This is a genomic window from Amycolatopsis iheyensis, from assembly GCF_024703995.1.
In the GTDB taxonomy this organism is placed as follows: Bacteria; Actinomycetota; Actinomycetes; order Mycobacteriales; family Pseudonocardiaceae; genus Amycolatopsis; species Amycolatopsis iheyensis.
The window spans coordinates 175,470-197,466 of sequence record NZ_JAMXQV010000017.1 but is presented as its reverse complement, the minus strand read 5'-3'; the positions used below and the strand labels follow the sequence as shown (position 1 = coordinate 197,466).

21 protein-coding genes and 1 tRNA gene are annotated in these 21,997 nt (G+C 70.0%); 11 read left to right on the top strand and 11 right to left on the bottom strand.

The window, feature by feature from the left end:
- Positions 1-8 precede the first annotated feature (8 nt).
- Positions 9-386 (bottom strand): nitroreductase family deazaflavin-dependent oxidoreductase, encoded by a 378-nt coding sequence (locus M8542_RS30175; protein ID WP_257923655.1) that lies wholly within the window; start codon positions 384-386, stop codon positions 9-11.
- Between the two features lie 87 nt (positions 387-473).
- Between M8542_RS30175 and M8542_RS30170 the strand changes: the two genes are divergently transcribed.
- Positions 474-1,124 (top strand): hypothetical protein, encoded by a 651-nt coding sequence (locus M8542_RS30170; protein ID WP_257923654.1) that lies wholly within the window; start codon positions 474-476, stop codon positions 1,122-1,124.
- Here the strand turns inward: M8542_RS30170 and M8542_RS30165 are convergent.
- Positions 1,121-2,320: a cytochrome P450 family protein gene (locus M8542_RS30165; protein ID WP_257923653.1), complete on the bottom strand. Its 1,200-nt coding sequence runs from the start codon at positions 2,318-2,320 to the stop codon at positions 1,121-1,123. The two genes, M8542_RS30170 and M8542_RS30165, sit on opposite strands and share 4 nt — an antisense overlap.
- A gap of 118 nt (positions 2,321-2,438) precedes the next feature.
- On the opposite strand from M8542_RS30165, the gene M8542_RS30160 reads away from it, so the two are divergent.
- Both M8542_RS30160 and M8542_RS30155 read left to right on the top strand, forming a co-directional pair.
- The gene (locus tag M8542_RS30160) at positions 2,439-2,789 is read left to right on the top strand and encodes a YciI family protein (protein WP_257923652.1); all 351 of its coding nucleotides are present in this window, start codon (positions 2,439-2,441) and stop codon (positions 2,787-2,789) included.
- Entirely contained in the window at positions 2,786-4,012 is a 1,227-nt protein-coding gene (locus M8542_RS30155; RefSeq protein ID WP_257923651.1) for an RNA polymerase sigma factor, read from the top strand. Before M8542_RS30160 ends, M8542_RS30155 begins: the two co-directional genes overlap by 4 nt.
- Here M8542_RS30155 and M8542_RS30150 read toward each other — a convergent pair.
- Positions 4,004-4,074: transfer RNA gene (locus M8542_RS30150), tRNA-Gly, on the bottom strand. The genes M8542_RS30155 and M8542_RS30150 overlap by 9 nt on opposite strands.
- Positions 4,075-4,184: 110 nt before the next feature.
- On the opposite strand from M8542_RS30150, the gene M8542_RS30145 reads away from it, so the two are divergent.
- Together M8542_RS30145 and dcd are read left to right on the top strand one after the other, a co-directional pair.
- Entirely contained in the window at positions 4,185-5,378 is a 1,194-nt protein-coding gene (locus M8542_RS30145) for an oxygenase MpaB family protein (protein WP_257923650.1), read from the top strand.
- A 23-nt stretch (positions 5,379-5,401) separates the two neighbouring features.
- Positions 5,402-5,983, top strand: coding sequence for a dCTP deaminase (dcd, locus tag M8542_RS30140; protein WP_257923649.1), 582 nt, complete (start codon positions 5,402-5,404; stop codon positions 5,981-5,983).
- Here dcd and M8542_RS30135 read toward each other — a convergent pair.
- Positions 5,980-7,173 carry an FAD-dependent oxidoreductase gene (locus M8542_RS30135; protein ID WP_257923648.1) on the bottom strand — a complete coding sequence of 398 codons (1,194 nt, stop codon included), beginning with the start codon at positions 7,171-7,173 and terminating at the stop codon, positions 5,980-5,982. The two genes, dcd and M8542_RS30135, sit on opposite strands and share 4 nt — an antisense overlap.
- 73 nt (positions 7,174-7,246) lie before the next feature.
- Here M8542_RS30135 and M8542_RS30130 point away from each other — a divergent pair, with 73 nt between their 5' ends.
- The 3 genes from M8542_RS30130 to M8542_RS30120 all read left to right on the top strand — a co-directional run bounded on the left by M8542_RS30130 (position 7,247) and on the right by M8542_RS30120 (position 13,062).
- Positions 7,247-7,717, top strand: coding sequence for a MarR family transcriptional regulator (locus M8542_RS30130; RefSeq protein ID WP_257923647.1), 471 nt, complete (start codon positions 7,247-7,249; stop codon positions 7,715-7,717).
- 115 nt (positions 7,718-7,832) lie between these two features.
- Positions 7,833-12,230, top strand: coding sequence for a CLIPPER-2 domain-containing protein (locus tag M8542_RS30125; protein WP_257923646.1), 4,398 nt, complete (start codon positions 7,833-7,835; stop codon positions 12,228-12,230).
- Positions 12,231-12,375: 145 nt separating this feature from the next.
- Positions 12,376-13,062, top strand: coding sequence for a CAP domain-containing protein (locus M8542_RS30120; protein WP_257923645.1), 687 nt, complete (start codon positions 12,376-12,378; stop codon positions 13,060-13,062).
- 4 nt (positions 13,063-13,066) lie between these two features.
- Here the strand turns inward: M8542_RS30120 and M8542_RS30115 are convergent, their stop codons facing one another.
- The 4 genes from M8542_RS30115 to M8542_RS30100 all read right to left on the bottom strand — a co-directional run bounded on the left by M8542_RS30115 (position 13,067) and on the right by M8542_RS30100 (position 18,037).
- Positions 13,067-14,074 (bottom strand): cation diffusion facilitator family transporter, encoded by a 1,008-nt coding sequence (locus M8542_RS30115; RefSeq protein WP_257923644.1) that lies wholly within the window; start codon positions 14,072-14,074, stop codon positions 13,067-13,069.
- Between the two features lie 16 nt (positions 14,075-14,090).
- On the bottom strand, positions 14,091-14,600 hold the full coding sequence (locus M8542_RS30110) for a DUF742 domain-containing protein (protein WP_257923643.1): 510 nt from the start codon (positions 14,598-14,600) through the stop codon (positions 14,091-14,093).
- A gap of 185 nt (positions 14,601-14,785) precedes the next feature.
- Complete coding sequence (locus tag M8542_RS30105; RefSeq protein WP_257923642.1) at positions 14,786-15,718, bottom strand: hypothetical protein; 933 nt, start codon at positions 15,716-15,718, stop codon at positions 14,786-14,788.
- A 90-nt stretch (positions 15,719-15,808) separates the two neighbouring features.
- Positions 15,809-18,037: a (Fe-S)-binding protein gene (locus M8542_RS30100; protein WP_257923641.1), complete on the bottom strand. Its 2,229-nt coding sequence runs from the start codon at positions 18,035-18,037 to the stop codon at positions 15,809-15,811.
- Between the two features lie 154 nt (positions 18,038-18,191).
- On the opposite strand from M8542_RS30100, the gene M8542_RS30095 reads away from it, so the two are divergent.
- Genes M8542_RS30095 through M8542_RS30085 form a run of 3 tightly spaced genes read left to right on the top strand, consistent with a single transcriptional unit; the run spans position 18,192 to position 19,534 of the window.
- Positions 18,192-18,521 carry a DMT family transporter gene (locus tag M8542_RS30095; RefSeq protein WP_257923640.1) on the top strand — a complete coding sequence of 110 codons (330 nt, stop codon included), beginning with the start codon at positions 18,192-18,194 and terminating at the stop codon, positions 18,519-18,521.
- Positions 18,518-19,078 carry a TetR/AcrR family transcriptional regulator gene (locus M8542_RS30090; RefSeq protein ID WP_257923639.1) on the top strand — a complete coding sequence of 187 codons (561 nt, stop codon included), beginning with the start codon at positions 18,518-18,520 and terminating at the stop codon, positions 19,076-19,078. The genes M8542_RS30095 and M8542_RS30090 overlap by 4 nt, the downstream gene beginning before the upstream one ends.
- A 21-nt stretch (positions 19,079-19,099) precedes the next feature.
- Positions 19,100-19,534 carry a GNAT family N-acetyltransferase gene (locus M8542_RS30085; RefSeq protein ID WP_257923638.1) on the top strand — a complete coding sequence of 145 codons (435 nt, stop codon included), beginning with the start codon at positions 19,100-19,102 and terminating at the stop codon, positions 19,532-19,534.
- Here the strand turns inward: M8542_RS30085 and M8542_RS30080 are convergent.
- Genes M8542_RS30080 through M8542_RS30070 form a run of 3 tightly spaced genes read right to left on the bottom strand, consistent with a single transcriptional unit; the run spans position 19,492 to position 21,951 of the window.
- Positions 19,492-20,868 (bottom strand): purine-cytosine permease family protein, encoded by a 1,377-nt coding sequence (locus M8542_RS30080; protein WP_257923637.1) that lies wholly within the window; start codon positions 20,866-20,868, stop codon positions 19,492-19,494. The genes M8542_RS30085 and M8542_RS30080 overlap by 43 nt on opposite strands.
- Positions 20,869-20,924: 56 nt before the next feature.
- Positions 20,925-21,110 (bottom strand): DUF397 domain-containing protein, encoded by a 186-nt coding sequence (locus M8542_RS30075; protein ID WP_257923636.1) that lies wholly within the window; start codon positions 21,108-21,110, stop codon positions 20,925-20,927.
- A gap of 1 nt (position 21,111) precedes the next feature.
- Positions 21,112-21,951, bottom strand: coding sequence for a helix-turn-helix domain-containing protein (locus M8542_RS30070; RefSeq protein WP_257923635.1), 840 nt, complete (start codon positions 21,949-21,951; stop codon positions 21,112-21,114).
- Positions 21,952-21,997: the final 46 nt, after the last annotated feature.

The window sequence follows — 21,997 nt, the reverse complement described above, 5'->3', positions numbered from 1 at the left end:
GGCTCCCCCTACTCCCGCTTCAGCAGCAGGAAGTCGTGGACGTTCAGCAGGCCGAGGAAGTGCCGCACGGGCGTGGGCATCGCTCGGCGCGACTCATCATGCACGAGCTCGGGGGAACGCACGCGGTAATTACGCCGCCGAGTGACCACGGTGCAACTCTCCGCGGCCAGCACGTTCTTCACCCAGTCGGTGTCGGGGCCGTAGGTGAGCGCGACGACGAAGCCGTCGTCCGTGCGGAAGACGTTCAGCGGGGTCCGGTACTCCCGGCCGGACTTCCGTCCCTTGTGGACGATCATGCCGAAGCCCGGAGCCCAGTTGACGACGTACTTGTTGATCCGGTTGGTCACCACGCGGTTGAAGCGGGCGAGTCCCTTGGGCAGCACCATGCCGCGATAATATCAACGCGTGATGAATTATTCGACCGGGTGACCCCGCTTCCCGGCGCGAGGTCGCCCGATGGTGGGATATGGCGCATGTCGACCGCATGGCCGCTGCGCCAGGACCCGGAAGCGCCGGTGATCATCGCCCTCGCCCTGGTCAACGACCCCGACGCGCTGGGCTTCGTCGTGCTGGACGACGAAGACGACTGGTTCATCAGCGACGGCACCGAGCTGTCCGACGACGTGCTGGTCAACCGCGAGAGCTTCGGCAAGCTGTCGGTGCGGGAAGCCTTCGAGCTGCTCCCGCAGCTGGCCGCGCTGGCCGAGCTGCCGACGGGCATGGCCGCCGACTGGGACCCCGAGCGCCGCACGTGGCTGCTGTCGTCGGTGACCGGCTCGGACGACGAGGACGAGGACATCCGCCTGCTCACCCAGCGCCGCGCGGCCTGGGAGTTCGAGGGCTCCCCCGACGACGAAGCCCAGATCAGCAGCGGTCTCACCGAGATCCCGACCGGCCCGGACGCCCCGGCCCGCGTGGTCCGCCAGGTCGTCCGAGAGCAGGACGGCACCTGGCTGTTCGTCGGCTTCGAGGTCCCGGAAGCGGAGGACTTCGAGGTCGAGGGCCTGGAGCTGGAGCACGTGGCCAAGCTGTACCCGGACGTCCGCACGGTCCTCAAGGCGGCGCCCGGTCAGGTTTACGACCGCGCGACGCCTGAGTCGGCCTGGGAGCTCGTCGAGGGCTAGAGCTTGACCGGCAGGTGGAAGAGCCCGCGTGTGATGGGGCTCGGCCACCACGTCAGCTCTGCTTCGGGCACCGCGAGCCGCGCGGTCGGCAGCCGGCGGAGCACGGTCTCGAAAGCGATGTCGGCCTGCAGCCGGGCCAACGCCGCGCCGATGCACAGGTGCGGCCCGGCGCCGAACGCGATGTGCCGCCGGTCGGCCTGACGTCGTCCCGGCCGGAACGCGTCGGCGTCCTCGAAGGCGGCGGGATCGCGGTTGGCCGCCAGCACCGAGACGAGGATCGGATCGCCGGGCCGCATGACCTGCCCGCCGACCTCGACGTCCTCGGTGGGGAACCGCCAGGTCGCGTTCTGCAGCGGTGCGTGCAGCCGCAGCGTCTCCTCGATGACGGCGGTCCGGTGAGCCGGGTCGGTACGGGCTTTCGCGGCCTCGTCCGGGTGGGTCAGCAGCGCGAGCAGGCCGGTGGAAACCAGCCCGACCGTCGTTTCGTGGCCACCGATCAGGATCAGGAAGGCCGTCGACGTCACCTCGTCCGCGGAGAGCGTGCCCGTGGCCTCCTGCGCGACGAGGTCGCTGATCAGGTCGACGGCCGGCGTCGCGCGCTTGGCGTCGACGACCTCGGTGACCAGCCGTTCCAGCACATCGGTGGCTTCGCGGACCTTCGAGCCGTCGGTGTCGTCGGCCGAGTCGATGACGAGCGACCACTCGTGGACGTCCTCGCGGTAGCGCTCCGGCACCCCGAGCAGGTCGCAGATGACGGCGATCGGCAGCGGGTAGGCGAGTTCGGTGACGAGGTCGCCGTGCCCGCGCCGCTCGACGACGTCGACCAGCTCTTCGGTCACCCGCTGGGCGCGATCGCGCAGGTGCGCCATCCGGCGCGAGCCGAACGCGCCGGCGCAGGCACGGCGCAACCGGGCGTGGTCGGGCGGATCGGCGTTGATCATGTTGGACGCGAGCGACGGCCGGTGGTCGAGCGGCAGGCCCATGCCCGAGCGCTGCCAGTCTTCGTTGCCGGCGAAGGGACTCTTGACCAGGGCGGGGTGGTTGAGGGCCGCCACGGCGTCGTCGTACCGCGTGACCAGCCAGGCCCAGGTGCCGGTCGGGAAGTCGAGCCGGTGCGGTGGCCGTTCGCGCAACCACGCGTACGCGGGTGAGGGGTCGCGATCGAAGTCCGGACCGAACAGCGCGGGCTCTCCCATGCCGGCCACCCTGCCCGGGAAACTTTCTTCGCGGCAAGTGTCCAGCCGCGCGTTCGTCCGTTCGTCCTTACAGTGAGAGCCGGCGATCGGCGCCGGTCAGGATCTGTGAGGAGCTGTCATGCCCCAGTACGCCGCGATCATCTACGCCTCCGACGTCGACCCGACGAAGCCCGAAGCCGCGGACATGATGAAGGACTACAACGACTTCCACGCGGTCGCGGAGACGGTGATCCGCGGCGGCGCGGCGCTGTACCCGACCGCCACCGCGACCACCGTCCGCGTCACCGGCGGCAAGGCCGGCGACATCGTCACCACCGACGGCCCGTACGCGGAGACGAAGGAAGCCCTGACCGGCTTCTACCTGCTCGAGTGCGCGGACCTCGACGAAGCCGTGAAGCTCGCGGCGCAGATCCCCGGCGCCTGGGACGGCGCCGTCGAGGTCCGGCCGATCGTCGACTTCGGCCAGTGACCCACGCCGGTGACGCGGTGGCGCGGCTGGTCCGGGACGAGGGCACCCGGGTCCTGGCCACGCTGGTCCGCGTCACCGGCAGCGTCGACCTCGCTCAGGACGCGGTCCAGGACGCCGTGGTGCGCGCGCTCGAGACGTGGCCGCGCGACGGCGTCCCGGCCAACCCCCGCGGCTGGCTCCTGGTGGCGGCCCGCCGCCGCGCGGTGGACGTCGTCCGCCGCGAAGCGAAGCGGCTCGGGAAGGAGGCGGACGCGATGCCGGCGATCGACCCGCACCCCGACCCGGTCTCCGTCCGCGACGACCTGCTGCGGCTCGTCTTCACGTGCTGCCACCCGGCGTTGTCGCTGGACGCCCAGGTGGCGCTGGCGCTCCGGACGTTGGGCGGGCTGTCGACGGCGGAAGTCGCGCGCGGCCTGCTGGTCCCCGAAGCGACGATGGCGAAGCGCCTGACGCGCGCGAAGCAGAAGATCACCCAGGCCCGGATCCCGTACCGCGTGCCGGCCGCGGAGGAACTGCCTTCGCGCCTGGCCGGCGTGGCGTCGACGGTGTACCTGATCTTCAACGAGGGCTACACGGGCCGCGTTTCGCTGCTGGCCGAGGGAGTCCGCCTGGCCCGCCTGCTGGCGTCCCTGATGCCCGACGAGCCGACGGCGCTGGGGCTGCTGGCGCTGGTGTTGCTCCAGGATGCCCGCCGCGAGGCCAGGTTCTCGGCCGGGGCACCGGTGCTGCTGGCCGACCAGGACCGTTCGGTGTGGGACTTCGAGCTGATCAAGGAGGGCATCGAGCTGGTGGGCCAGGGCCTGCGCCGAACCCCGACGATCCCCAACCTGTACGTGATCCAGGCGGCGATCGCGGCCTGCCACGATTTGGCGCCGTCGTACGCCCGAACGAACTGGGACGCGGTGCTCTCCTGGTACGACGTCCTGTTGTCGGTCCAGGACACACCGGTGGTCCGCCTGAACAGAGCGGCAGCGGTGGCCGAGCGGGACGGCCCATCGGCGGCATTGGCTTTGGTGGACGCCTTGCCGGGGCTGTCGGATTATCCGTGGTGGCACGCTTCGCGGGCGGAGTTGTTGCACCGCTTGGGTTCCGCGTCGGCTTTCGAGGCGTTGGCGCGCGCGGAGGAAACGGGACTGCCCGCGGCGCACGCGGCCCATTTGCGGGCCAGAATGGAAAACGAAAACCCCGGGCAAATGGCCCGGGGTTTCGATGAGAGCGGATGACGGGAATCGAACCCGCGTATTCAGCTTGGGAAGCTGATGTTCTACCATTGAACTACATCCGCAGTGCGTCGCCAGCATACACGGCGGCGTGATCCCCTTGTCCAGGCCCTCCCTCCTTGACTCCTCCGCCTCAAGTGACAACACTTGTTGTCGACCTCGGAGGTGGGTGGCGATGGACGAGCCCGAGCTGTTCCGCCAAGGTGGGTTCCGGCTCGCGTCGCGGCTGTTCATCGATGGTGACATCCGAGGCGACGAGCGGCAGGTCGCGCGGCTGCGGGAGTTCGCGCAGGTCGAGGATCGGCTCGCGGACGACGTCGTCGCCTGGATGGCGCGGCAGCCCAAGGGGCAGGGGCACCGGCTCTTCGAAGACGCGCTGCGGGACGGCGCCGCCGCGGAAGGGCCCTTGAAGGCCTTCTTCGACGAGGTCAACGCCAAGCCCTACTGGGTCGACGACGAGCGGCTCGAGCGCGGCGCGAAAGCCATCACCCGCGCCGGATTGCTCGGTCTCTTCCCGCTCGGTGACATGTCGCTGATGGGTGGCTACCTCGCCTCCCGCGCCACGAAAGCCCTGGTCGGGACCGGGCAGATCGAGTACAAGGCCACCAAGCGGCTCGTCGAGACCGCCACCTGGTGGATCGACGTCACCACGCCCGGCGCCCTCAAGCACGGCGGCCAGGGGTACGCCTCCGCCCTGCGGATCCGGCTCGTCCACGCCCACGTGCGCGCCGCCATGAACCGGCGGGACGACTGGGACTACGCGGCCTGGGACCGGCCCGTCAACCAGGTCCAGACCGCCGGCACCCTGCTCCTCTTCTCCCTCGTCTACGTCTTCGGCACGCAGCTGCTCGGCCTCCGCTACTCCGCCCGCGAGCGCGGCGACATCCTGCACCTCTGGCGCTACATCGGCTGGCTCATGGGCGTCGACGACGAGCTGCTGCCCACCTCCGAAGAGGACGCCTGGCGGCTGCTCTGGCTGCTCGCGGCCACCGAGTTCATCCCGGACGACGACTCGAAGCGCCTCGCCAAGGCGCTGGTCGAGGCCAACGCCGCCGTCGGTGAGGGGCGCGGGGCCGTCGGGAAGGTGCTGTCCCACGTCTCCGTCGCCGTGCACTCGTCGATCAGCCGGCTCGTGCTCGGGAAGACCAACGCCGACTTCCTCGAGCTGCCGAACGACCCGGTCGCGCAGGCCTTGATCGTCGGGGTGGCGGGCGTCAACTTCGCCGCCGAGACCGTGCGGCGGCTCATCCCCGGCGCCACCGCGCTGCAGGAACGGCTCGGTGAGGCCGGGCGCCGCGGGTACGTGAAGCGGCTCGAGAAGGTCTTCGCGCCCGATACCTCCTATGTGCAGCACATGCGGGTCGCCTGAACCCACCGGATAGGCTGCCGGGCGTGCTGCTCAGTGACCGTGACCTCCGCAAAGAGCTCGACGCCGGCCGGCTCGGCATCGACCCCTTCGACGCCGGCATGGTCCAGCCGTCGAGCATCGACGTCCGGCTCGACCGGTTCTTCCGCGTCTTCGACAACAGCAAGTACACCCACATCGACCCGCAGCTGCAGCAGGACGAGCTGACCTCGCTCGTCGAAAAGGAGGGCGACGAGCCCTTCGTGCTGCACCCGGGCGAGTTCGTCCTCGGCTCGACGTTCGAGCTCGTCACCCTCGCCGACGACCTCGCCGGCCGCCTCGAAGGCAAGTCGTCGCTCGGGCGCCTCGGGCTGCTCACGCACTCGACCGCCGGCTTCATCGACCCCGGCTTCTCCGGGCACATCACGCTCGAGCTGTCGAACGTCGCCAACCTGCCGATCACGCTCTGGCCGGGCATGAAGATCGGCCAGCTCTGCATCTTCCGGCTCTCCAGCGCGGCCGAGCACCCGTACGGCTCGAGCGAAGCCGGCTCCCGCTACCAGGGGCAGCGTGGCCCGACCCCGAGCCGCGCGTACAAGAACTTTCACCGCGTCGACACCTGGCGCTAGACGGAAACCTTCTCGTCCCAGTCGATGCGGTGGTCCCACATGAAGGCGTTCGGGTCCTCGTCGAACGGCTTCGCGAACGCCCGCTTGATGAAGAAGTCACGCACGACGCGGCCGACCGGGCCGATCACCTTCTGCTCGCCGTTGCGCTTCCCGGCCGCGACCACGGCCTCCACGCGGCCACGCCGCAACCCCTCGTAGGTGGCCAGCGCCTGTCCGACGTCCGGCACGTCACGAAGGCATTTGCCCAGCGTGACGGCGTCTTCGATGGCCATCGACGCGCCCTGGCCCGCCGCCGGTGACGTCGCGTGCGCCGCGTCGCCGATGATCACCATGCGGCCGCGGTGCCAGACCGGGACGGTCGGGAAGTCGAACGTCGGCCACGCCGGGTAGATCTCGCGGGTCGCGCGGATGACCTCGGTGGCCGGCGTCCGGTCGGGCGCGACCAGGTGCAGCAGTTCGGCGCGCAGCTTGTCGCCGGCCAGCGTCGCCAGCTCCGAACCGGTCGGCTCGGTCTTGCGCGCGGGGTTCGCGAACCACCAGACGCGCCCGTCCGGGCTCACGACGTGGCAGAAGAACACCCGCTTGCCGAACACCATGTTCAGCACGCCCGGCTCGTCCGGCAGGGACAGGCCTTCGGCGAACCCGCCGGTGTTGAGCAGCGGCACGTACCGCGGGGCCGGCGCGTCCGGGTCGATGATCGTGCGGACCCGCGAGCGGAGGCCGTCGGCGCCGACCAGCAGGTCGCCGGTTGCCTGCGAGCCGTCCGAGAAATCGGCTCTGACCTGCGAATCCGTCTGGCTCGCGCCGATCAGGCGCTTGCCGTACTCGGCGTGGATCCCGCGTCGCGCGGCTTCGTCGCGCAGTGCGACGTAGAGGTCGGAGCGCAGCACGGTCTGGCTGACCGTGCCGTCCGGGAGCGGCCCGCCCAACGGGAATTCGGCCAGCTTCGTACCGTTGCCCAGGCCGATCGCCATGCGCGGCGAGTCGAAGCCCGCGCCCTTGACGACGTCCTTCAGGCCGAGCGGGAACAGCGCGTCGAGGCCGTTCACGGCCAGGGTCAGGAACGCGCCGACGCCCTCCGCGCCGCGGTCGTACGCCTCGAACAGCAGCGGTTCGTGCCCGGCTTCGTGCAGGGCGATGGCCGTGATCGTGCCCGCGATGCCGCCTCCGATGATCAGTGCCTTCGTCATGTCGTTCGTCCCCTCGAATCTCTTAGAAACTAATTCGTTCTGTCGAACTAAAGAGTGGGCTAAGCTGACGCCCGTGTCAAGCGAGCGAGCGCGGCTGGTCGAAGAAGTCCTGTTCAAGTCCCGGGAGCTGTCGACCGAGACGGTCATGTTCCACACGGCGATCGCCGAGACGCGCGGGCTGTCGGCGGTCGACACCAAGGTCCTGGACTACCTCGCGCGGTTCGGGCCGCAGACGCCCAAGGACCTGGCTCGGCTGTCGGGCCTGGCGCCCGCGTCGGTGACGGCGATGATCGACCGGCTGGAGCGCAAGGGCATCGTCGACCGGCGACCGCACCCGGACGACCGGCGCCGGGTCCTGATCGCGCTCGACGAGCAGACGATCGCGAACGGCGTGCACCTCTGGGACCACCTCGTCAAGCGCATGTACGAGCTGTGCGACCGCTACACCGAGGACGAACTGCGCACGGTCATCGGGTTCGTCGAAGGCGCCACGGCCCTCACCCACGAGTCGACGGCGAAGCTGACCGGCGCCACGGACGGGTGAGAACCGGCGCGTAACCCCCTCTTCCGTGCCAAGCTCCGAAAGGTCGTCCCGGCCCCGGAGGTAGCGAGGAATGCGGTTGTCCGATAGGCCGCTTCGCTGGATTCCCGTGCTGGCAATGATCTTTTCGGTCGCGGCGGTGACGCCCGCGGCCGGCGCGGCCGACGCGCCACCGTTCGCGGTGGGCTACGACGACGTCGTCTACGGAGACTTCCTGTACGCGGGCAACGGCGTCCTGCGCTGCCCGCTCGATGCCGACCGCGCGCCGGCCACCGGCGCGGTGGCGACCCCCGCGGCGTGCGCGAACACCGCGGACCGCAAGGACACCCTGGCCAACGACGACTTCTTCATGCAGTGGGCCGACGTCGACGCCGACCCCGGCACGTTCGACTCGGCCGGCGCGGCGGTGCGCATCCCGCCCGGCGCCCGGATCGCGTTCGCGCGGCTGAACTGGGCGGGCAACACGACGGCGAAGACCTGCGGCTCACGCGAAGGTCTCCCCGCGGTGCTCCCGGCCGGGACACCCGCGAAGCAGAACGTCCGGCTTTCGGTCGGCAGCGCGAAACCCGTCGACGTCGCGCCTTCGGCGTTCACCGAAGAACCGGGTCAGTACTACTCCGCCCACGCCGACGTGACCGACCGGTTCGCGAACGCGCCGACCGGGACGCCACTGGCGCTGACGGTTGGCAACGTCTGGGCGCCCAAGGGGTTCGACTGCGCCGGCGGCTGGTCGATCGCGCTGGTCTACGCCTACCCGGAGCGCAACCCGGACTTCGCGCCGAACAAGCGCAAGGTCGTCGTCTACGACGGGCACGTCCGGCAGACCGTCGGCGCCCCGCCGGCGGAGACGACGATCACCGGCTTCCGCGCCGCGGCCGCCGACGCGCACCTCGGCGTCACCGCCTACGACGGCGACTGGGGCGGCTCCGGCGACCAGTTCCTGGTCGACGGCGCCCCGGCCGCCGAGCCCGCCACCGGCGGGACGTCGAACTTCTTCATCGCCAACGCCGACAACGCGACCGCGCCCGGCGTGAAGAACAACTTCAGCGTCGACGCCAAGGCGTTCGACGTCGACACCGTCCCCGCGGGCGCGACGAGTGCGAAGCTCGGCTTCGTCACCAGCGGCGACACCTACCTCGCGCAGAACCTCGCGTTTTCGGTGCCGGTGCCCGAACTCCACGTCGCCGTGCACGCGAACCCGCCGAAGGCGCACGCCGGCGAGCCGGTGCCGTTCGCCGTCGCGGTGACCAACCCGGGCACCGTCCCGGCGTCCGGAGTGCAGGTCACCGACGACGTCATCCCGGCCTGCGCCAAGCCACTCGGCACCCTCGCCCCGGGCCAGACGGTCACCTACACGTGCGCCGGCCCGGCCCCGGCCGACGACTTCACCAACGTGGTGAAGGCGACCGGCGCGAGCACGCTCGGCGACCAGCTCGACGGCGCCGCGTCCGCCCGCGTCGACGTCCTGCACCCGGCCGTGGGCATCACGAAGGCGGCCGACCGGCCCGCCTACCACGCCGGCGACACCGCGAACTTCACGATCAAGGTCACGAACACCGGCGACACCGGGCTCCACGACGTGCGGATCAGCGACCCGAAGACGCCTTCGTGCGCGCTCGCCGGCGCCCTCGCCCCCGGCGAAAGCCGGACGGTCACGTGCGCGGCGAAGGCCCCGATCGCCGACGGCGTCAACACCGCGAGCGTCACCGGCGCCGACGAGCTCGGCAAGCAGGTGACGGCCACCGCCGACGCACCCGCGCCGACGATCGCCCCCGCCGTCGAGGTCACCAAGACCGCGACCCCGCCGGTGATCCACGCGGGCGACACCGTGACGTTCTCGGTGTCGGTGAAGAACACCGGCGACAGCCCGCTGGCGCCGGTCGAGGTCACCGACGACACGACGACGTCGTGCTCGCGCGCGTTCGACGGCCTCGCCGCGGGCGCGACGCAGACGTACACGTGCACGGCGAACCCGTCCGCGACGACGACGTCCCACGTGACGGCCACCGGCACCGACCTGGCCGGCCGGCCCGTGACCGCGACCGCGCCGGCCACCGTCACGGTGCTCACCCCGGCGCTGACCCTCGCGAAGGACGCGACGCCCGGCGTGGTCCGCGCGGGCGACCCGGTGACCTACACGATCACCGTCGCCAACGCCGGCGACGCCCCGCTGACCGAGGTCGCCGTCACCGACGACCGCACCCCGGCGTGTGCCAAGGCGATCGGCGCGCTGCCGCCGCAGGGCAAGCAGACCTACACCTGCACCGCCCCGGCACCCGCGGACGACTTCACCAACACGGCGGCCGCCTCGGGGAAGGACGAGCTCGGCCGCACGGTGAAGGTCACCGACGACGCCGTGGTCGACGTGATCCACCCGGCACTCGCGCTCGCCGCGCAGGCGACACCCGCGCAGGTCCGCGAAGGCGACACGGTGACGTGGACGCTCACCGCGACCAACACGGGCGACGTGCCGCTGACCGGGGTGACGGTCACCGACGACATCGCCGCCTGCGCGAAGCCGCTCGGCACGCTGCCGCCGCGCGAGACGCGGACGTCGACCTGCACGACGGTCGCGGGCGCCACCGGCCTGACGAACAAGCCGTCGGTGACCGGCACGGACCCGACGGCCCGCCCGGTGACGGCCGCCGCCGAGGCCGCGTTCGTGGTGCAGCACCCGGCCGTGGCGATCACAGCGCAGGTGACTGCCGGCCCGTTCCGCGAGGGCGACACGGTGCCGCTGCGCATCACGGTGCGCAACGCGGGTGACGTGCCGCTGACCGGCCTGCGCGTCACGGACCCGCAAGCGACCCCTGCGCGAAGCGGGAAAGCCCTGGCCACCGGCTGCGCCCAAGTCCTGGACGGCGCCCTGGACCCCGGCGCCACCCGCGACTTCAGCTGCACCCTCACCGCACCGGCCGACGACGTCACCAGGACCATCCAGGTCGCAGCCACGCCACCCATCGGCGCCGCAGTCACCGCCGAAGCCGCCGCGAAGGTCGACGTCATCCACCCCGCCGTCGCGATCAACCGGACCGTCGATCCGGCGGTCGTGCGTGCCGGGGACACCGTCACCTCGACGATCACCGTCACCAACACCGGCGACAGCGCGCTCCGGGACGTAGCTGTGGTCGACAAAGCAGCGCCAGGTTGCGCCAAAACCCTGGGCCCGCTCGAACCGCGGGCCAAGCAGACCTACAGCTGCACCGAAGTCGCCGGGAACGCCGACTTCACCGCCACCGGGGAAGTGACCGGGACCGACGCCACGAACCGTCCGGTGACTGCGACCGCCGGCGTACCGGTTCGGGTGATCCACCCGGCGATCTCCATCACGAACGACGCGGCACCCGCCCAGGTCCGGCAGGGCGACACCGTCACGTTCTCCCTCGTCGTCGCGAACACCGGTGATGTCCCACTGACCGACGTGTCCATTGCGGACAGTCGCGTTCCGGCGTGCGCTCAGTCCATCGGCACCCTCCCTCCCGGTGCTCTCCAGCACCACTCCTGCACGGTAACCGCGACCACCGACAATTTCGCGAACCCGGCGACCGCCACCGGCACCGACCCGACGAACCGCCAGGTCAGCGCCACCGACGACGCGTCCTACACCGTCGTGCACCCCGGCCTCGCGCTCACCCAGGACACCCAGGGCCCCTTCCGCCAGGGCGACGCCGTGCCGCTCGCGATCACCGTCACCAACACCGGCGACGTCCCGCTCACCGCCGTCGACGTCACCGGCGAACCAGCCTGCGCGAAGACGTTCGGCAAGCTGGCACCGCAAGAAGTCCAGAAGTACGACTGCGCCACGACCGCGCCGGAAGACGACCGCGTCAGCACCGCCGAAGCCACGGCTGCGGCCCCGGTCGGCCCGCCGGTCACGGCCGAGGCCACCACGAAGATCGACGTCATCCACCCCGCCGTGAAGCTCGCGAAGGAGCCAACCCCCGCGGTTGTCCGCGTAGGCGACGAAGTCACGTTCAAGGTCACCGTCACCAACACCGGTGACGTCCCGCTCGCCGCCGTCGACGTCACCGGCGAACCAGCCTGTGCCAAGAAGTTCGACCGCCTCGCCCCCGCCGCGACCCAGACCTTCACCTGCACCGGAATAGCGCCCGACGACGACTTCACCACCGCCGCCGATGTCACGGGAATGGACCCGACCGGTCGCCCGGTGCAATCGAAAGCCACCGCAAAAGTCGATGTCGTCCACCCCGAGATCGCGTTGATGAAGGACGCGACGCCGTATGAAGTCCGGGAAGGCGGCACCGTCACGTTTTCGGTTCTGGTCAAGAACACCGGTGACGTCCCGCTGACCGCCGTCACCGTCGTGGACGACCACACGCCGTCGTGTGCGCACACCGCCGCCGACCTGGCCGTGGACGCCGAAATCACCTACACCTGCACGACGGTTGCTGGCAAGGAAGGCTTCACGGGCAAGGCGACTGTCACCGGCCAGGACCCGACCGGGCGGCCGGTGTCCGCTTCCGGCGACGCCACGTTCGTGGTCAAGCGCGGCTGAACGGAGTAACGGGCAAGCGTCCGATTGCCGCGAAAAACGAACCCCTCACCGCGGAGAAATGTGACCAGTGCGTTCGTAGGGTTCTCGCCGTAATCGTCCCGTGATACGTTCCTGCGCCGTGTCCCCCATTGGTGAACGTGGTCGCGTGGTGATGGTGTCACTCAGTGTGCTGCTCGGCGTCTTTTCCGCCGCGACAGGCACTTGGATGGCCACCGCGGAAGGAAACACCGCCGAGCTCGGCGCCGCGGCGCTCGTGCTGCCCGACGCGCCGGGTGGCGCCGGTGGCGGCAGCAGCACCGACGTCGCGGGCGGCCAGACCTCGCCCGCCAAGCGGCCCACGACGGAGGCGTCCGCGCCGACGACGTCCAGCGCGGCGCCGACCCCGACCGAGACGTCCGCGGCACCGGCGCCGACCACGTCCGAAGCCCCGCCGCCGACCACGAAGCCCGCGGCCCGCGTCGCGCCCTCGACCGCCGCCCAGGTGCTCTCCCTGGTCAACGCCGAACGCGCCGACGCCGGCTGCAAGCCGCTGACCGAGGAAGCGCACCTGACCACGGCCGCGCAGGACTACAGCGACCAGATGTCGGCCGGGAACTTCTTCTCCCACACCAGCCCCGACGGCACGACGTTCGACCAGCGCATCAAGAACGCCGGCTATTCGAAGCCGGGCGCGGAGAACATCGCGAAGGGCCAGACGTCGGCGGCGCAGGTCATGGACGCGTGGATGAACTCCGAGGGCCACCGCGCGAACATCCTGAACTGCTCGCTCACCAAGCTCGGCGTCGGCTTCACCAAGGCGGGCAACTACTGGGTCCAGGACTTCGGATACTGAAGCGCTACTGACCCTGGCTGTTCCACCGCTCGGCGATCTCGCCGTAGCGGGCCAGCACGGTCGCGCGCAGGTCGGGATCCGTCCGCGGCACCGGCTCGATGAACACCTCGGTGACGTCGTTGAACGACCCGATCAGCTCGCCCGCGAGCCGGACGCAGGTGCGTTCGAGGTCGCCGGCGCTCAGCGAGTCGTCGAAGTCGACGCGGGTGCAGACGAGGACCTGGTCGGTGCCCATCAGCATGGTCTGCAGGTCCACGACGGCCTCGATCTCCGGCGCGGCCGAGAGGTGGTCGCGGACGCCGCGGACGATCTCCGGGTTGGCCTGGCGGCCGATGAGCAGGCCGCGGTTCGTCCGTCCGAGCAGGTAGGCGACGAAGGCGAGCAGCACACCGATGACGATCGACGCGACGCCGTCCCAGACCTCCGAGCCGGTGAGCTGGTGCAGGCCGATGCCGGCGAACGCGACGAGCAGGCCGATCAACGCGGCCGAGTCCTCGAACAGGACGGTCTTCGGGGTCGGGTCGTCGATCAGCCGCAGGTAGGCCCAGAACGACCGGCCTTCTGCCTTGGACTCGCGGACCGTCTGGCGCACCGCCTGCACCCACGACGTGCCTTCGAGGCAGAACGCCACGGCCAGCACGATGTAGCTGAGGATCGACGTGCTCTGGGCCTCGCCGTGCCCGAACAGCGTCGAGACGCCTTCGTAGAGCGCGAACATCGAGCCGGACGCGAAGATCGACACCGCGGCCAGCAGCGACCAGAAGTAGCGCTCCTTGCCGTAGCCGAACGGGTGCACGCGGTCGGCCGGGCGGTCGGAACGTTTCAACGCGGTCAGCAGCAGAACCTCGGTGAACGTGTCGGCCACCGAGTGCGCCGCTTCGGACAGCATCGCGCCCGAGCCGGTGATGATGCCGGCGATCAGCTTCATGATCGCGATCGCCAGGTTCACGCCCCCGGCGAGCAGAACGGTCAGAGTACTTTCGCCACCGGAGTTCCCGGATTCCTCGCTCACGGTCCGAGCGTAATGGTCAAAGGCGGCGCAGGCCGTGCAGCACGCGCTCCATCAGCGCCAGCGCCGGCCGGCCGTCGGTGCTCACGCGGCTGTCGTGGATCGTGACCAGGCCCTGCTCGGCCATGTCGTCGAGCAGCACGCGGACGACGCCGAGCGGCACGCCGATCGTGGCCGCGACCTCGGCGACCGAGCGCGGGCGGTGGCACAGCGTGCGCACCGAGCGGAACTCGCCGGTGATCCGCGCGCCGTTCCAGTGCGCCCCGGCCCGCGTCGAGACGAGCGCTTCGATCGCCAGGTGCCGCCGCGACTGCGTCCGGCCGCGCGTGAGGACGTACGGGCGGACGAGGGTCCGCGGGGCGTGGTCCTGCCGGGGGATCACGGGTTCGACGTCCGGGCCGGCGAGGCGGTCTTCGATGTCGGACGGGGTGATGTCGGACGGGCGCGGGGTGCGGAGGGCGTGCCGACCGGTCGACGGGTGCTGACCTTCCGCGGCCCTGGTCACCGTGGTCCGCCGGTCCTCGCGCATCCTCGCTGCCCCCTGATTCCGTGATCGTTGAAGTCGTCCTCGCTGGCAGCGTCGGCGGCGAGGGAAACGTCAGGATACGCTCATTGTCCAGTCTGGAAACCCTTGTTTGTCATTGTCCCGATGGGCCATTTCGGTGAATATCGTGAACCTTCTTCAGGTAATCGATTTCCGCGACGAAATCCCAGCTAGTGGACGCGTTCGGCTGCGATAAGTGCGCGACTTCGGCGGGCGGTGACCGCGAGTAGCGCGACGGCTACGACAATGAGGATCGACTGTTCGATTATGGCCGTTGTCCCGTGCGGAATCGTTGATTTCAGTCCGAGCCAGCAATAGGTCGACAATGCCCCCGCGGCCAGCGGGAACGCGGGCGGCCGCAGCCGCCGGACGACGACGGCCGTGCCGGCTTCGAGCGCCAGGAGCACCCCGACGAGCAGCCACGGGAAGCCGTCCACCCCGCGGAGGAGCTGGAACGCGCTGCTCGCGCCGAGGCCGAGCGCGAACGCCACCCAGGGGTTGCCCGGCGTCGACGACCACGCCGGCGCGCGGAACCGGAACGCGGCGAAGACCAGCGCGCCGACGACCACTGCGGCGCCGGCGAGCTGTGCCGGGCGGGCCACGAAGTGACCGAAGGAGTAGGTGACGGCGAAGGTCGCGACGGCGCCGAGCACGAGCGACACGCTCCAGAGGCTGACGCCGACCTTCCTCAGCCACGGCTCACGCCCGAACAGTGCTTCGGCGATCGCGATCGGCGCGCCGATGCTCCACACGACGTGCAGCGTGAGGACGTAGACCGTCCACGGCCCGCCGATGCCGAGCCACCGGACGTGTCCGGCCGACAGCAGGTCCAGGCCGAGGTAGTGCGGGTTGAACAGCGTCTGCGTCAGCAGGCCCTCTTCGAAGACGCCGAAGGCGAGCGCGAGCACGAGCATCGTGGGCCAGCCGCGGCCGGCACGTCGCACGGCTTCGCGGATCAGCAGCGCGGCGGCGCCGTAGAAGGCGGCGAAGAGCGCGAACATGCCGAGCTGCCGGCCCAGCTCGGGCGGTCCGGCGAGGTACTGGTCGCCGAGCAGGAACTCGGCCGTGAACGGCGCGAGCAGCACCAGGAGGAGGATGCGCATCCACTCATCGTCGAGCGGTTCCCGGGGCACGCCCTGGGCCAACGGTCACGGCCCGGCCACGACGAATGTCATGACCGGGCCGCGGATCCGTCAGCCTTCTTCGACAGCCGCCTCCGCGAGCGACGGCGCTCCAAGCGCGATCGGCTTCGGCTCCGGCTTGCGCTTGACCGCCTCGAGCAGCATCTGCGCGACGTCGACGATCTCGACCTTCTCGCTCGCCGTGCCGTCGCTCTGCCGTGCGGTGAGGCCGTCGTTCAGCATCACCTTGCAGAACGGGCAGCCCGTCGCGATCTTCGACGGTGCGGTGCCGAGTGCCTCGTCGACGCGCTCGACGTTGATCCGCTTGCCGATCTTCTCTTCCATCCACATCCGCGCGCCGCCCGCGCCGCAGCACATCGACTTGTCGCCGTGCCGGGGCATCTCGCGCAGCCGCGCGCCGGTCGCGCCGACCAGCTCGCGCGGCGCCTCGTACACCTTGTTGTGGCGGCCGAGGTAGCACGGGTCGTGGTAGGTGACGTCCTCGGCGACCGGCGCCACCGGCACCAGCTGCTTCTCGCGCACCAGGCGGTTCAGCAGCTGCGTGTGGTGCACGACGTCGAACTGGCCACCCAGCTCCGGGTACTCGTTGGCGAGGGTGTTGAAGCAGTGGGCGCAGGTCACGACGACCTTGCGCGTCTTGCGCTCACGGCCCTCGAACACCGAGTTCAGGATCTCGACGTTCTGCTGGGCGAGCATCTGGAACAGGAACTCGTTGCCCGCGCGCCGCGCCGGGTCGCCGGTGCAGGACTCCTCCGAACCGAGCACCTTGTACTTCACGTCGGCCATGTGCAGGAGCTCGGCGACCGCGCGGGTCGTCTTCTTCGCGCGGTCCTCGAACGCGCCGGCGCAGCCGACCCAGAACAGGTACTCCGCGTCTTCCATGTCGCCCTCGAACACCGGGACCTCGAAGTCCAGGTCCTCGGTCCAGGCCAGCCGGTCCTTGGCGTTCTGGCCCCACGGGTTGCCCTTGTTCTCCAGGTTCTTGAACATGCCGTTCAGCTCGCTGGGGAACGACGACTCGATCATCACCTGGTAGCGGCGCATGTCGACGATGTGGTCGACGTGCTCGATGTCGACCGGGCACTGCTCGACGCACGCGCCGCAGCTGGTGCAGGACCACAGGACGTCGGGGTCGATGACGCCGCCGTCGTCGCCGATCAAGGCCTTCTGGGACTCCGCGATCGCGAGGACGTCGATGCCCGCGTACATGTTGTCGCCGGACAGACCCACCTCGTCGCCCGCAATGTCGCGCTTGCCGCCGGCCATCAGGTACGGCGCCTTCGCGTAGGCGTGGTCACGCAGCTGAGTGATGAGCAGCTTCGGCGACAACGGCTTGCCCGTGTTCCACGCGGGGCACTGCTCCTGGCAGCGGCCGCACTCGGTGCACGTCGAGAAGTCCAGCCAGCCCTTCCAGCTGAAGTCCTCGACCTTGCCGACGCCGAAGGTGTCCTCGTCCGGGTCGGCTTCCTCGAGGTCGAGGACCTTGCCGCCGCTCATCATCGGCTTGAGCGCGCCCAGGGCGACGCCGCCGTCGGCCTCGCGCTTGAAGTAGATGTTGAAGAACGCGCTGAACCGGTGCCACGCGATGCCCATGGTCATCGTGCGGGCGACCACGATCAGCCAGACCGTGGCGCTCATCAGCTTGACGAACGCGAACACCGTGACCAGGTTCGGGCTGGCCGGCAGCAGCTCGCCGACCGGGTTGGAGACGAAGGCGGCCCAGGTCGGCGTCTCGTGCGCGCCCAGCGCCGCCTTGGCGGCGCGGACGCCGATGATGCCGATGCCCTCGATCAGGACGACGGCCTCGATGAAGTACGCCCACTTGAAGTTCGAGCCCTGGAAGCGCGACTGGCGGTCGGCGCGGCGCGGGTGGTTGCGCTGGCGGATCGCCATCAGCACCAGGATGCCGACGATCGTCCCGACCCCGAGCAGCTCCATGAGCAGCTGGAACGGCGGGAAGTCGTCGAGGATCGGCCAGCCCCACGTCGGGACGAAGACCTCGCCGTACGCCTCGAACAGAGCGAGCGAGCCGAGCAGGAAGCCCCACATGACGAGCCAGTGGGCCGGGCCGACGCTGCGCTTGCGGTTCATCCGCGTGTGCGCGGCGAACTCCTTGATCAGCGTCTTCATGCGCGCCGCGAAGGGCCCGTTGCGCGTCGAATCGGGCTGCCCGAGGCGGATCACCCGCACGAAACGGGCGATCGTCGCGGCGAACATGCCCCAGGCGACGAGGCCGAGCACGACGGAGAGCCCGCCGAGCGTCAGTTGCAGAGCGCCCATCGTTCGGGTGCCTTTCGTCCGGTTCAAAACTGTGGTGGTGCCGGGAGACTAACCTTCCTTACTGATGAGTAACCCGTTGAGTGGGCCTAAGTCCCACCGATGTGGTGTACGTCGCTCTTTGTTTTGGGACGATCGTTCAGGTAGTTTTCACCCTATGGGTGCGTACCTTCTGCTCGCGCTGGCGATCGCCGCCGAGGTCTCCGCGACGGTGTCGCTGAAGCTCTCCGAGGGCTTCTCGAAGCTCGGACCGTCGATCATCGTCGTGGCCGGCTACGCCGTCGCGTTCGTCGCGCTGTCGTACGTGCTGAAGCTGGGCCTGCCGGTCGGCGTCGTCTACGCGATCTGGGCCGCGGCCGGCGTCGCCCTGGTGGCGATCATCGGCGTCGTGTTCCTCAAGGAGGCGATCAACGCGACCATGATCGCCGGGCTCGCGCTGGTCATCGGCGGCGTGGTGCTGATCGAGATCGGGAGTGCGTCGACGTGAAAATGCAGGTCGACGGGCGGAAAGCCCGGGGGGACAAGCGGCGCGCGGAGATCATCGAGGCCACGCTGCGGATCATCGAGCGCGACGGCGTCGCGGGCGTCACGCACCGGACGGTCGCGGCCGAGGCCGGCGTGCCGACGACGTCCACGACCTACCACTTCTCCTCGCTGGACGACCTCCTGATCGCGACGCTCATCTCGTGCGCCCGCGACATGGCCACCGAGGTCTACTGGATGATCGACCGCGCCCGGTCGCGTGGGAGCCGCGGGGCCGAAGAGGTCGCCGGCCTGCTGGCCGAGGCGCTGGGACCGCGGCGCGGGCGCACGATGGCCGAATACGAGCTGTACCTGCTGGCGGCGCGCAAGCCCGAGCTGCGCCCGGCCGCGCGGCGCTGGCTGGACGTCCTGACGTCGATGGTCCGCCACGACGACGAGGTGGCGTTCCGGGTGTTCCTCGCGGGCATCGACGGCCTGCTGATCCAGGGCCTGATCGACGACGAGCCGCCGTCGGCGGAAGAGCTGCGTCCGGTGGTGGATTACCTGCTGAAACCGCGTTGACGCCGGGCTTAGTTTCGGATCATGCGGACTTTTGGTGAGTACGAGCTCGACGACGATCGGACGCGGCCGGACCTCGACGTGGTGTGGAAGTTCCTCTCCACCGAGGCCTACTGGGGCCGGTGGCGCACGCGTGCGCAGGTCGAGGCCGCGATCGACGGCTCGTGGCGGATCGTCGGCGCCTACCGCGGCGCCGAGCTGGTCGGCTTCGCCCGCGCGTTCTCGGACGGCGTTTCCTCCGCCTACCTGGCCGACGTCTTCGTCGTCGACTCCGCCCGCGGCACCGGGCTCGGCAAGGAGATCGTGCGCGAGATGATCGACAACGGCCCGGGCGCGGGCTTCCGCTGGATGCTGCACACCGCCGACGCGCACGGGCTGTACCGCCAGTTCGGCTTCGGCGAGCACACCAAGGGCCGCTACCTCGAGCGCGAAGGCGTCAACAAGGAAGCCCTGCGCTGAAGGCCGTAGTAGATCGCGCCGGGCACGGCGAGGCCGATCAGCCACGAGATGTCGGCGCCGCCGAGTAGCGGCGCCATCGGGCCGACGAAGATGCCTTCGACGTTCGAGAACGGGATCTGCACGGCGATCCCGACGAAGTACGCGATGAGCGCCGGCGCGGCCCAGCGGCCGTAGCGGCCGTTCGGGTCGTACATCGCTTCGAGGTCGTAGGCCTCCTTGCGCACCAGGTAGAAGTCGACCAGGTTGATCGAGCTCCACGGCGTCAGGAAGTACAGCAGGAAGTCCAGGAACAGCACGAAGTTCCCGAGGAACTCCCCGCGCCCGAGCACCGCGATGACCCCGCCGAGCACCCCGACGACGGCGATGTAGCCGACGCGGGCCCCTTGGGAGAGCGCGGCTTTGCGGCTGAACGCGGTGAGCGCGGTCGCGACCGTCACGTAGCCGCCGTAGATGTTCAGGACGTTCACGGTGAACTTGCCGAGCGCGATCGCCAGCAGCAGCGGGATGAGCAGCGCTTCCCCGCCGAGCCCGACGACGTACGCGACTTCGTGGCCCTTGAACGCCTTCCCGGCGACGGCGTACGCGAGCGCGCCGAACGACATCGCCCAGGTGGCGCCGAGGACGGTGCCGCCGTAGGTCCACCAGAACGTCTCGCGCACCGAAGTGGCCGACGGCAGGTAGCGCGAGGTGTCGGCGACGTACGGGCCGAAGGTCAGCTGCCAGGACGCGGTCAGGGAGAGGGCGAGGAGGAACTTCGGGAAGTCGAGCGTCGGCGCCCCGAGGACGGCGCCCAGGTCGTGGCCGCTGACCAGCCGGATGGTGAGGTAGACGAAGACGACCACGGACAGCGCGGACGCGACCCAGCCGAACCGGTGGATCAGCCGGTAGCCGACGATGGCGATGAGCGCGGAAAGGGCGGCGTAGACGCAGATCGAGGCGTCGGTCGGCAGGCCGGTGATCTCCGCGACGGCCTGCCCGCCCAGGACGTTCCCGCTGGCGAAGTACCCGAGGTACATCACGACGACCAGCACGAGCGGCAGGATCGCGCCGTAGACGCCGAACTGCGCGCGTGACTGGATCATCTGCGGGATGCCGAGCTTCGGCCCCTGGGCGGCGTGCAGTGCCATCGGGATGCCGCCGAGGACGTTTCCGCCGAGGACGGCGACGAGCGCCCACAGCGGGTGCACGCCGACGAGCACGGTGAGCGCCCCGGTGACGGCCGAGGTGATCTGCATGTTCGCCGCGAACCAGAGGGTGAAGAGGCTGCGCGGGTGGCCGTGCCGTTCGGTTTCCGGGACCGGGTCGATGGACCTGCGTTCGAGCGTTGCCGCCACGGGTGCCTCCACTGCGTTGTGCTTGGAGGTATTAACCGTGTCGGCGGGCTTCGGCCCTAGAGCGTTGGCCGCGATTCCGTCTGGGATCCCAGACCGACGAGCAGCGCGTCCCACGATCGGGTGGAGATTTCGAGCGTTCCGCCGGGACGGTCCTTGGTGTCACGGATCCGCACCACCTGAGCCAGCGCAACTTCCACGCAATCGGCCTCTTGGCCGCTGTAGGTCGACTTTCGCCAGGTCACGTCAGGCCTCCAGTTCGGCGATCACCCCCTCGACGCGCGCGCGGGATGCGTCCGCGTCCAAGGCGAGGGATGTCACGGTCTTCGCGGCAGACTTGTAGTCCGCCACCTGATCCTCATCGTAGATGTAGGCGCTCCCGCGATGCTGGTCCAAGAAGACGATGGAGGGCAGGTCGGAGTACTCCAACACGGCGAAGGAACCGTTGAGCCCGGGATGGAAGTCGCCGCCGGAGGGGACGACTCGCACCGCGAGCTTGGGTGGCAGGTCGAGCAGGTACCGGAGCTGGTCGAGCAGGGTTTCGGTCCCGCCGATCCGCTGCCGGAGTGCGATTTCGCTGAGCAGGAAGATGCATTGCGGCGCGCGGTGGGCGCGGATCGCCGCCTGGCGGATCATGCGCACCCGCAGCCGCTGCTCCACCAGCTCCGCGGGAGAACCGCCGTACGCCAGGATCGCCCGCGCGTAGTCGGCCGTCTGCAGCAACCCGTGCACGACCATCGGCTGCCAGCTGACGATCGACACCGCCGTGCGCTCATATTCGGCGAGCGTGGTGAGGATCGCCGGCGCGTCCGGCATGTCCTTCTCGAGCCAGTTGGGCTCCCGGGCGTACTCCGCCAGCTCGAACAGCCGCTCCCGTTCGGCCACTCCCACCCGCAGCTGCCCGAGCAGGAGCGCGACCTCCTCCACCTTGGGAACCCGCAGTCCGAGCTCCCAATTGGACAGTTCCGCCGGGTGCACGCCGGTGGCCCGGGCCAGCTCGCGCAGCCCCATCCCGCGCTCCTTGCGCGTCTTCCTCAGGCCGAACCCCAGTGCTCTCGACCTCGGTGTCGCAATCGGTGGTGACATGACCGCAGTGTGTCATCGGCCACCGACGAAAACGGGCCCGGCACCG

Excerpts from the sequence above, each read along its gene's own strand:
- M8542_RS30105 (WP_257923642.1), bottom strand. The coding sequence starts at position 15,718 with ATGCGCATCCTCCTCCTGGTGCTGCTCGCGCCGTTCACGGCCGAGTTC.
- M8542_RS30125 (WP_257923646.1), top strand. The coding sequence starts at position 7,833 with ATGATCTTTTCGGTCGCGGCGGTGACGCCCGCGGCCGGCGCGGCCGAC.
- M8542_RS30110 (WP_257923643.1), bottom strand. The coding sequence starts at position 14,600 with ATGCGCGAGGACCGGCGGACCACGGTGACCAGGGCCGCGGAAGGTCAG.
- M8542_RS30095 (WP_257923640.1), top strand. The coding sequence starts at position 18,192 with ATGGGTGCGTACCTTCTGCTCGCGCTGGCGATCGCCGCCGAGGTCTCC.
- M8542_RS30100 (WP_257923641.1), bottom strand. The coding sequence starts at position 18,037 with ATGGGCGCTCTGCAACTGACGCTCGGCGGGCTCTCCGTCGTGCTCGGC.
- M8542_RS30135 (WP_257923648.1), bottom strand. The coding sequence starts at position 7,173 with ATGACGAAGGCACTGATCATCGGAGGCGGCATCGCGGGCACGATCACG.
- M8542_RS30160 (WP_257923652.1), top strand. The coding sequence starts at position 2,439 with ATGCCCCAGTACGCCGCGATCATCTACGCCTCCGACGTCGACCCGACG.
- M8542_RS30175 (WP_257923655.1), bottom strand. The coding sequence starts at position 386 with ATGGTGCTGCCCAAGGGACTCGCCCGCTTCAACCGCGTGGTGACCAAC.
- M8542_RS30070 (WP_257923635.1), bottom strand. The coding sequence starts at position 21,951 with ATGTCACCACCGATTGCGACACCGAGGTCGAGAGCACTGGGGTTCGGC.
- M8542_RS30145 (WP_257923650.1), top strand. The coding sequence starts at position 4,185 with ATGGACGAGCCCGAGCTGTTCCGCCAAGGTGGGTTCCGGCTCGCGTCG.
- M8542_RS30165 (WP_257923653.1), bottom strand. The coding sequence starts at position 2,320 with ATGGGAGAGCCCGCGCTGTTCGGTCCGGACTTCGATCGCGACCCCTCA.
- M8542_RS30085 (WP_257923638.1), top strand. The coding sequence starts at position 19,100 with ATGCGGACTTTTGGTGAGTACGAGCTCGACGACGATCGGACGCGGCCG.
- M8542_RS30170 (WP_257923654.1), top strand. The coding sequence starts at position 474 with ATGTCGACCGCATGGCCGCTGCGCCAGGACCCGGAAGCGCCGGTGATC.